We start from the raw sequence: 9,947 nt of genomic DNA on the forward strand, positions 1-9,947 counted from the left end.
CCCGGACCGTCAGGTGCGTCTCGGCTTCCGTCGATGACGTTGCGGTTCAGGACTTGCCCGATGAGATCCAGACCTTGACGGTGCTGCCCGGATCGACGCGGGTACCGCTCTGCGGTTCCTGCTCCACGACTTCTCCCGTCGGCCAAAGGTCGTCCGGGCGGCTGTGCTCTTCCAGTTTCACATGCGCGATGTTCGCGCACGCGCGTGCGTCGGCGAGGGTCATGTGCTCCAGGGACGGTGCGTAGGGCTCGTCGCTGGTCGCGTACGTATCGCAGTTGGCCAGCTTGCCCGTGGCGCGGGGATCTCCGCCGGTCGAGATCCAGATCTTGACCGTGCTGCCCGTCGGTATCTGTTCCCATCCGGGCTCCTGCTTCGCGACCTGTCCGGCAGGCGTGCGCTTGTCCTGGATGGTCCCGGCTTCCTTCAGCTTCAGATGGGCGATGTCCGCGCAGACGCGTGCCTTGGCCGCGCTCCTGCCTGTGAACGTCGGGTTGGAGACCTTGCCGTGGGTCTCCTCCACCTCGCAGTCGGCGAGGTCGCCCTTGGCCCGGGGGTCACCGCCCGTCGACACCCAGACGGTGACGGTGCTGCCGGACTCGACCGACCCGGATCTCGGCTCCTGCTTCACCACGGTGTCCTTGTCGTACTTCTTTCCCGTGGTGGTTTTCTGCGCAAGCTTCAGCCCGGCGATCTCGGCACACGTCTTCGCCTCCGCCGGTGACATACCGGTGAAGCTCGGGGGTGTGAACTCGTCGTCCCAGGAAGGGATCGGGTCGCAGAGAATGAAGGCTCCGGTGGCCCGGGGATCCGGGGTGTACGAGGTACTCGAAATCAGATACTTCGTGCCGAACGCGGCCGCGAGCCCCATGCCCACGACCACGGCTACCACTGCCCAGATGTGGGACGCCCGCAGGCCATGCGCCAACGGTGACAGGCGAACTGCGGCGGGGCCGGGCCGGCCGAAGGTGACGGAGATGCTGTCGGCCGTGAGGGTGGGGGGCACATGCGGGGGCAGCCGCCGCGTGGGGGGCACATGCGGCGGCAGCTGCCGGGTGGGTGTCTCGCCGGCCGCGATGTTGCGTATGTCGTCCGCCATGGCCTGGGCGCTCGGGTACCGCTGCTCGGGGTCCTTGCTCAGGGCGCGGGCGACAACCGCGTCCACGGCCGGGGGCAGTGACGGATTGACCGAGGACGGGATCGGCGGGGCTTGCTGCACATGCTGGTAGAGCACGCTCATCGTGGACTCGCCGTCGAACGGCAGTGTGCCGGTGGCCAGTTCGTAGAGCATGCAGCCGACCGAGTAGAGGTCCGACCGGGCGTCGGCGGGATTGCCCAGCGCCTGCTCGGGGGAGAGGTACTGCGGTGTGCCCAGTACGGTGCCCGTCCGGGTCATCGCGGTGGCGTCGGACTGCAGCGCGCGGGCAATGCCGAAGTCCATCACCTTGACGGTGCCGTCGTCGGTCACCATCACGTTGGCGGGCTTGATGTCCCGGTGAATCAGCCCGCGTTCGTGGCTGCAGGCCAGCGCGTCCAGGACGGCGGCGGTCATCGCCAGTGCCGTGCTCAGCGGCATCGCACCGTCCGCGGCGGCACTCTCCCGGATCAGCTCGCGCAGCGAGCGGCCCGGGACGTACTCCATGACGATGTACTGCACGATGCCCGCTTCACCCGCGTCCTCGCCACTGTCGTGGACCGCCACGATATTGGCGTGACTGAGCCCGGCGACGGCCTGGGCCTCGCGGCGGAAACGCTCGCGGAAGGACGGATCACGGGCCAGTTCGGAATGCAGGGTCTTCACCGCGACGGTGCGGCCCAGCACCGAGTCGTGGGCGCGGTGCACGGATGCCATGCCACCCTCGCCGAGCGGAGCCTTCAGGACATACCGTCCCTGTCCCACCGCACTGATCGGCACCCCCGCGTACGCCTGCCCGCCGTCCCCGACGCCCATCGCCTTCGTCCCTCCCCCAGCCGCGCCCCCCGGCGCAGCGACACCGGACCCGCCGAGGACCGGCCGTCAACAGGCGAGTCCGTGAGTCATCGACGATCCGCACACGCGTCCGTGTGTCGAAGAGGTGATCATACTGACCGGCCGCCGGTCAGGCGACTTCGGTTCCCAGGAGGCGAAGGGCGGCTGCTCCTCGTAGCCGGGGTCACATCTCCTCCTTGTTGGCCTTGAGCTTGTGCCACACCTTGCTGAGCGCTTCGAGATCCTCCGCATCGAGCAGGTCGGTGAAGACCGGCGCCAGGCAGGCGCGGCGCGTGGCGTCGGCCTCCTCGAACAACCGGTGGCCCTCCGGCGTGAGCGCCACCTCTACGGAGCGCGCATCGCGCGGGGACGGGGTGCGGGTGACAAGCCCGCGGCTCTGGAGGGCGTCGACGACACGGGAGACCTGGCTGCGGCTGAGCATCGTGCTGTTGCCGAGTACGGATGCGGGCACCGGGTCGGGGCTGGAGGCGAGCCAGAGCATCACCTCGAACCAGGAGACGGGCAGATCGTGGGCCTTGCTCAGGGCGCGGTCCACGCGTTCCGTGAGGACGGTTCCGGCCCAGACCAGCCCGTAGAAGGCGTGGTCGGCCACGGGCATCTCGGCCTGGGTGAGCTTCCTTTTTGTCATGGATCCGATCCTACCCATTGCGTGTGCACGCACAGAATGGTTATCGTGTGTGTACACGCACCGAAATTCTCGGTGTGATCGACGAAGGGCACATCATGTCTTCCAAGGTTGTTCTGATCACCGGCACTTCCTCGGGCATCGGCCTGGCCGCCGCTGTCGGCGCGGCGAAGGCCGGCTGGCGGAGCGTGGCGACCCTGCGCGACACCAGCCGCGCCGACGCGCTGCGCAAGGCGGCCGCGGACGCGGGGGTCGAGCTCGACATCCGGCAGCTGGACGTCACCGATCCGGCCTCTGTCGCCGCCGCGATCGACGGTGTCATCAACGACCACGGCCGCCTCGACGCCGTGATCAACAACGCGGGCGCCGGACACCTCGGCACGCTCGAGAACGAGACCGTGGCCGATGTGCGCCAGGTCATGGAGGTCAATTTCTTCGGGGTGCTTCATGTCTCCAAGGCCGCGCTGCCGCATCTGCGCGCCTCCGGTGGCCGGCTGATCACCGTCACCAGTGTCGGTGGGGTCGTCGGGCAGCCGTTCAACGAGGCCTACTGCGCCGCGAAGTTCGCCGTCGAGGGCTACATGGAGAGCCTGGCGCCGGTGGCGGCCAAGCTGGGCGTGACCGTCTCCGTCGTCGAACCCGGCGCCGTGGCCACCGAGTTCGTCAGCAATATCGGTGTCGACCTGGAGGCCGAGGTCGCAGCCGCGGGACCGTACGCGGATGCGCTGCAAGCCTACCTGGACCGCACCGTCTCGCAGTTCCTCAGCGGCGCGCAGAGCCCGGCCGAGGCCGCCGAGTCCGTACTGGAGGCGCTTACGGCGGACCGGCCCGCGTTCCGTATCCAGACGTCCGACTGGGCCCGCGGCTTCACCGGCACCAAGCTCACCGACCTGGACGGATCGGCGGTGCTCGGCCTCACCAACGGCTGGGTCGGCTGACGTTCCCCGGCGGGGCGCCTCCCACCAGGTGTCGGTGGCTACCAGGTGTCGACATACCGGCGCCGCGTCGCCCCGTCCTCCCGTGGCGACCAGCCGTCCAGCACCGCAAGGATCCAGCGCCGCGAGTCCGCCGGGTCGATCACCGCGTCGATCTCCAGCGCCGCCGCCGCGTTGACCGCCTTGCCGTGTTCGTACAGCTCGGCGACGCGCGCCTCGAAGGCCCGCTGCCGCTCTTCGGGGTCCTCGATCGCGGCGAGTTCGCCGCGGTAGCCGAGCCGGACCGCGCCCTCCAGGCCCATGCCGCCGAGCTCGCCGCTCGGCCAGGCCGCGGTGGCCAGCGGCGCCCGGGTCGAACCGCCCATCATGGCCATCGCACCGAGTCCGTACGCCTTCCGCAGGATGAGACAGACCAGCGGTACGGCGAGATGGGCGCCCGTCACGAAGAGCCGGGAGAAGTGCCGTACGGTCGCGGTCCTTTCGGCATCCGGGCCGACCATGAAACCGGGTGTGTCACAGAGTGAGACGACCGGAAGGCCATGGGCGTCGCACAGCTGCAGGAAGCGGGCGGCCTTGTCGGCAGCGTCGCTGTCGATCGCGCCGCCCAGATGGCCGGGGTTGTTGGCGATCAGGCCCATCGGCCGGCCCTCGATGCGGACGAGCGCGGTGACGATGCCCGTCCCGAAACCGCGGCGCAGCTCCAGCACCGAACCGGTGTCCGCGAGCGCGTCGACGGCGGCCCGGATGTCGTAGGCACGACGTCGGTTCTCGGGGACGGCGTGGCGCAGCGCGCGCGGGTCGGGGGAGTCCCAACTCTCCTGCGGGCCCTGGAAGTACGAGAGGTACTGGCGCGCCACCCGTACCGCCTCCGGCTCGTCGGCGACCGCGATGTCCACCACGCCGTTCGGGACCTGGACCGAGAGCGGGCCGACCTCCTCGGGCCGGTGCACCCCGAGGCCGCCGCCCTCGATCATCGCCGGACCGCCCATGCCGATCGTCGCCTCCGGCGTCGCGATCACCACATCGCAGCAGCCCAGCAGCGCGGCATTGCCCGCGAAACAGCGACCGGAGGCGATGCCCACCAGCGGCACCAGACCGCTGAGCCGTCCCATCTGGTGAAACGTCATGAGATCCAGGCCCGCGACCGCCGTGGTGTCGGTGTCGCCGGGCCGCCCGCCGCCGCCCTCCGCGAACAGCACCACCGGCAGCCGTCGCCGCTCGGCGAGCTGCAGCATCCGGTCGGTCTTGCGGTGGTTCTGGTGCCCCTGGGTGCCCGCGAGCACCGTGTAGTCGTACGACATCGCCACGCACGGCGTCCCGTCGATCGTCCCGGTTCCGGTGACCATGCCGTCTGCCGGCGTCATCACGATCAGGTCCTCCAGCGAGCGGCGGCGGCGCTGGGCGGCGATGGCGAGCGCCCCGAACTCCGTGAAGCTGCCCGGGTCGCACAGTGCGTCGATGTTCTCGCGGGCCGTGCGGCGGCCAATGCGACGGCGCTTGGTGACCGCGTCGGGCCGGTTCTCGTCGAGTCCGATCGCATGGCGGCGCAGCGCCTCGGCGAGATCCGGCCGTACGGCGTCGAGGTCGACGACTTCCTCGGCCGGCCCGTCCCCGGCGGGCTCGCTCCCGGCGGGGTCGAGCAGCACCAGGGGCTGTCCCTCTGCCGCCGTGTCGCCGACCGCCGCCGGCACGGCCCGTACGGTCCCGGCGACGCCCGCCGCGATGACGTGCTCCATCTTCATCGCTTCGAGGACCAGCAGTTGCTGCCCGGCGCGCACCTCTTCCCCGGCGGCGACGGCGACGCTCACGACGGTCCCGCTCATCGGCGCGGTCACCGTCGACGTGCCGGCTTCCGCGAGGCCCTGGACGTCGGCGTCCACCGTGCCGAGGACGTCGGCGTTCGCGACGTCCTGGACGTCGGCGAGCCGCCGCTCGACGAAGCCGGTGTCCGTGCCGCCCGCCGCGAAGTCCGGATGGCCAAGCACCGTCCGGAGCAGCGGAATCCCGGTCCGTACGCCCTCCACGGCGAACTCGCCGAGTGCCCGTGCCGTCCGCTCGCACGCCGCCGTGAAACCGGCACCCGCCGAAACCCGCGCGATCACCTTCGCAAGCAGCGGGTCGTACCGGGTGCCCGTCGTCAGCCCCGTGCGCGCCGCCGTGTCCACCCGTATGCCGGGGCCCGTCGGCACCTCGAAGCGGGTCAGCGTCCCGGGCTCCTCGGCGTACACCCGTGCCTGCACCGCGAATCCGCGCGGCGGCGGTGGCTCGGCGAGCCCCAGCGACTCGAGCGTCTCGCCCTGCGCCAGGCGCAGTTGTATCCGGACCAGGTCGACGCCCGTCACCTCCTCGGTGACGGTGTGCTCCACCTGGAGCCGCGGGTTGGCCTCGATGAAGTGGAACTCCTCACCCGCGAGAAGGAATTCGAAGGTGGTGAGCCCGGTGACCCCGGCCGTGCGCGCCATCCGCAAGGCCGCGTCGAGCAGCCGGGTCCGCAACCGTTCGGGCAGCGCGGGCGCCGGGGCGATCTCGATCAGCTTCTGATGGCGTCGCTGGGCGCTGCAGTCCCGCTCCCACAGGTGGGTCACCGCTCCGGTGGCGTCACCGAGGATCTGCACCTCGACATGGCGCGCGCCCTCCAGCAACCGCTCGACATACAACTCGCCCCGCCCGAACGACTGCTGGGCCTCCGACCGGCAGCGTTCCCACGCCGGTGCCAGCTCGTCGGCCGTACGCACCGCGCGCATGCCGCGCCCGCCGCCCCCGCCGACGGCCTTCACCATCACCGCCCCGCCAGGACCGAGCCCCGCCAGGAACGCCCGCGCCTCGTCCAGGTCGGTCGCCCCCCGCGTCCCGGCGAGTACCGGCACACCGACCCGCTCGGCCAGCTCCCGGGCCCGCGCCTTGTCGCCGAACAGCCCCAGCACCTCGGGGGAAGGACCCACGAAGCCGATTCCGGCCTCGGCGCAGCGCGCCGCGAAGCCGGCGTCCTCGCTGAGGAACCCGTAGCCGGGATGCAGCAGCGCGCACTGCGCCCGCCGCGCCGCGGCCAGCACCGCGTCGCCGTCCAGATAGGCGGCGGGCCCCGATCCGGGCAACGGCAGTGCCTCGTCAGCCAGTTGGACATGAGGTGACGTGGCGTCGTCCTCGGCGTACACGGCAGCGGTGCGCATTCCGGCCTCGGCGGCGGCCCGCAGCACGCGTACGGCGACCTCCCCGCGATTGGCGACGAGTACGGCGGCAGAACCCATGTGCCCCTCCTGAGAAAACCGGACCGGTGGCCGAACAGGCTACGGCCGCATCAGGAAGACGGAGTGGACGGGGTGAGCCAGTCGAAGGCGGCCCGCGCCGTGAATTCCTGCTGCCCGCCGGCGAAGAGCAGCCCCGCCGCCTGGAACGCGGGATCGCCGGCCGTCGCGGGGACATACGGGACGGCGATGCAGCGCATACCGGCGGCGCGCGCTGCCGCCGCCCCGGGCGGCGCGTCCTCCAGTACCACGCAGTCGGCGGGAGGGGCGCCAAGCCGACGCGCGGCCTCCAGGAAGACATCGGGCTCCGGCTTCCCGTGCGCGACCTCCTCGGCGGAGACGGCCGTGGAGATGAACGCGTCCAGGCCGGTGCCTGCCAGCACCGCCTCGATGGCGGCGCGGGAGGAGCCGGAGGCCACCGCCATCGGCACGTCGTGCGAGTGCAGCAGCTCCACGAACTTCCTCATCTCGGGGAAGACGTCCGTCGCTGCGCGCGCCAGCTCCAGATAGTGCCGGTTCTTCCCGGCCAGCAGTTCGTCGACCGGAGCCCCGATCCCGTACTCCTCGCGCAGCACCTCCAGGGTCTCCCGCGTCCCGATGCCGATGAACCGGGTGTGGTTCTCCCAGCTGAAGTCGGTCACGCCGTGCTGGGCCAGCAGCCTGCGCCCTGCCTCGTAGTAGTTCGGCTCGCTGTCCACGAGTGTGCCGTCGAGATCGAAGATGACCGAGGGGCTGCGCGAATTGCTCATGCGCTCAGCATGCCAAGGAGCGGGCCGGGCCCGTCCCCAGGTGCCGGCCCCCATTCGGCCCCCGGGTCCGGTGCCCGATGGCGGCCGCGCTCAGCGCGACGTGCCCGCCGCCCGGCCCACCGAATCCACCAGCGGCAGCAGCCGGTGCGGCACCCGCTCGCGCAGCGCCATCTCCGTGCGTGTACGCACCACACCGGGCAGCTGGATCAGCTGCTGGATGACGTCCTCGAGGTGCCCGTTGTCCCGCGCGACGACCCGGGTCAGCAGATCCCCGCCGCCGGTGATCGAGAAGGCCTCGATGATCTCCGGCACGGCGGCGAGCGCATCGCCGACCTCGTCCAGATGCCCCTGGGTGACCTCGATGTGGACGAAAGCCAGCACCGGATGGCCCAGCGCGGCGGGCGACAGATGGGGCCCCGTGCCGGTGATCACACCGTCCCGCTCCAGCCGGTCGATCCTGGCCTGCACAGTGCCGCGGGCGATGCCCAGGATCCGGGCGTACTCGCGCACGCTGGTGCGCGGCTGCTCGATCAGCAGCCGCAGGATGCGGGTGTCGAGCGCGTCCACCGCCATGGTCCGTTGGCCTCCCTCTGGTGCGGTATCTCCTCGCTCGACTGTACCAATGGCACATCTTTCGGTGATCTGGTTGAGCACGGACGCGACGGCTAACGTAGGTGCCACGGTCCAGTCCGGGGGGAATGGTCATGAGGCTGAGCGGGGCGCGGCGAATGGCCGCGGATCTCAGGGGTGGGGCGGCCCCGCTGATACTTGTCACCGCCGGTGTGTTCGCCGGTCTGGCGCCCGTGATCGGACTGGATACCTGGGTGTCGCCCGCGGCGGCGGTGATCGCGGTGCTGTCCGGCACCAACGTGCTCCGTGCCGATGTCGTCGCCCCGATGGGTGCCCGGGCCGTGTCGCGTGCCGTTCGTCCCCTCCTGAGCGGACCGGCGAACGGGGCGCCCCGCGGCATGGCGAATGCGCTCCAGATCGGCAAGGGCGTCTGGGTCGCGCCCGCGCACGTGACGCACGAAGGGGCCGCCTACCGCGTCAAGTTGCCCGACGGCGGGACCCTGGAACTGTCGCCCGCCTATCGGAGCGCCGAGCACGACATCGCGGTGTTCCACTCGTCCGACGTCTGGCCCTGGGTGGCGAAGCCGCAGTGGGACATGCCGGAACCGGGCGACAGGGCAACGCTGGTGGGCTGGCTCGTCGGCGGAGCCGTGTCGACCGTACAGGCGTCGCTGGATCTCACCGTCCAGGAGTCGCAGGAGGCGGGGCTGGTCACCATGCTGGGTCCGGCACCGCCACCCGGATCGTCGGGGTCCGCGGTGATCGCCGCGCGGACCGGCCGCGCGGTGGGCATCCTGACCGGTGTCGGCGCGCTCGACCGGCGCCGTGATGTGCCGGACGCGGGGAGCACGGGGATCGTGTTGGGAGTGCGGTTGGCGGTCGTCCCGGACCGGTTCCGCTCACCCGCCGGGAGTTGAGCGGCGCCTCTCAGCCGCTGAGAAAGTCTTTCTGCAGCGGGCTCCCGTCGAGGGTCTTCAGGAGGCAGATGACCGTGCGGTCCCCCTCCGCCCAGGTGGAGCTGCTGGGCGTCACCTTGTCGTAGTAGAGCAGCTCTTCCTCCTCGGCAGGCCAGTCCGACGACGCCAGGCTGTACGAGTCCCAGCACAGGGCACGGGCCTCTTCGGCGACCACCTCCTCGCCCGGGTACTCCGCACGGTCGTCGAGGGTCGCCAAGTCGAGTGTCTGCCGCTCGTGTTCGCCCTCGCACGGGACGATCACGTAGTAACTGGTGCGCTCCGCCTCGTCGACGCAGTCCCCCACGGACAGGTTGTCCACGTACACCTCCTGCGTCTCCACCGGGGGTGAGGGCTCGTCGTCCTCCGTGGGTGTGGGGTCTACCGGGGACGACGAGTCGGGGGGATCGGTCGGCGGATGGGGCTCGCTGGTCGTCTCCCAGGGCTCGCTGGTCCTCGGTGTGATGTCGTCACCCGGCCCATAGAGTCCGGTGGTGCCGCCGCTGTCGTCGGGGCCGGGTTCGCCGCTCTGGGTGAGCAGCAGGGCGGCGGTGGTGATACCCGTGACCGCGACCAGCACTGCCCCGACCGGCAGCCAGCGGCGCCGGGGCCGGGGCGGTGGCGGAGAGTCCTCCGTGAAGTGCGCGTCCACAGTGGGGTGTTCGGCGCGCCGATAGGGAATCTGCTCGCCGGGCCAGGGCCAGTACGGCGGCTCCTGCCGCGGCTCTTCGGGTGGTTGGGCATCGGGCGGCGCCATGCACTCATGGTGCACGGCTGCCCGGCTTCGCCGAGGGGACATGGCGAAGAAATACGGAGGAAGTTCTTGATCCTTACAAAGAATAAGATTCTTTTCCCATCCGGCTCTCTTCGGACATTCCAGAGC

General features: G+C 70.8%; 8 protein-coding genes. 2 read left to right on the top strand and 6 right to left on the bottom strand.

From position 1 onward, the window contains the following. Positions 1-46: 46 nt before the first annotated feature. Positions 47-1,948 (bottom strand): Stk1 family PASTA domain-containing Ser/Thr kinase, encoded by a 1,902-nt coding sequence (gene pknB / locus ACQEVG_RS14195; protein ID WP_432982341.1) that lies wholly within the window; start codon positions 1,946-1,948, stop codon positions 47-49. 202 nt (positions 1,949-2,150) lie between these two features. Further along, positions 2,151-2,615: a MarR family winged helix-turn-helix transcriptional regulator gene (locus ACQEVG_RS14200; RefSeq protein WP_432982344.1), complete on the bottom strand. Its 465-nt coding sequence runs from the start codon at positions 2,613-2,615 to the stop codon at positions 2,151-2,153. Between the two features lie 95 nt (positions 2,616-2,710). Between ACQEVG_RS14200 and ACQEVG_RS14205 the strand changes: the two genes are divergently transcribed. After that, positions 2,711-3,550, top strand: coding sequence for an SDR family NAD(P)-dependent oxidoreductase (locus ACQEVG_RS14205; RefSeq protein WP_432982347.1), 840 nt, complete (start codon positions 2,711-2,713; stop codon positions 3,548-3,550). 38 nt (positions 3,551-3,588) lie between these two features. Here the strand turns inward: ACQEVG_RS14205 and ACQEVG_RS14210 are convergent, their stop codons facing one another. The 3 genes from ACQEVG_RS14210 to ACQEVG_RS14220 all read right to left on the bottom strand — a co-directional run bounded on the left by ACQEVG_RS14210 (position 3,589) and on the right by ACQEVG_RS14220 (position 8,114). Next, positions 3,589-6,795 carry a carboxyl transferase domain-containing protein gene (locus ACQEVG_RS14210; protein ID WP_432982350.1) on the bottom strand — a complete coding sequence of 1,069 codons (3,207 nt, stop codon included), beginning with the start codon at positions 6,793-6,795 and terminating at the stop codon, positions 3,589-3,591. 50 nt (positions 6,796-6,845) lie between these two features. Further along, positions 6,846-7,541 carry an HAD family hydrolase gene (locus ACQEVG_RS14215; RefSeq protein WP_432982353.1) on the bottom strand — a complete coding sequence of 232 codons (696 nt, stop codon included), beginning with the start codon at positions 7,539-7,541 and terminating at the stop codon, positions 6,846-6,848. A 90-nt stretch (positions 7,542-7,631) separates the two neighbouring features. Continuing rightward, the gene (locus tag ACQEVG_RS14220) at positions 7,632-8,114 is read right to left on the bottom strand and encodes an Lrp/AsnC family transcriptional regulator (RefSeq protein WP_432982356.1); all 483 of its coding nucleotides are present in this window, start codon (positions 8,112-8,114) and stop codon (positions 7,632-7,634) included. A gap of 131 nt (positions 8,115-8,245) precedes the next feature. On the opposite strand from ACQEVG_RS14220, the gene ACQEVG_RS14225 reads away from it, so the two are divergent. Next, the gene (locus ACQEVG_RS14225) at positions 8,246-9,028 is read left to right on the top strand and encodes a trypsin-like peptidase domain-containing protein (RefSeq protein ID WP_432982359.1); all 783 of its coding nucleotides are present in this window, start codon (positions 8,246-8,248) and stop codon (positions 9,026-9,028) included. A gap of 10 nt (positions 9,029-9,038) precedes the next feature. Here ACQEVG_RS14225 and ACQEVG_RS14230 read toward each other — a convergent pair whose 3' ends face one another. Then, complete coding sequence (locus ACQEVG_RS14230) at positions 9,039-9,821, bottom strand: septum formation family protein (protein WP_432982362.1); 783 nt, start codon at positions 9,819-9,821, stop codon at positions 9,039-9,041. Positions 9,822-9,947 lie beyond the last annotated feature (126 nt).

It is taken from the genome of Streptomyces sp. CA-135486, assembly GCF_050936555.1.
In the GTDB taxonomy this organism is placed as follows: Bacteria; Actinomycetota; Actinomycetes; order Streptomycetales; family Streptomycetaceae; genus Streptomyces.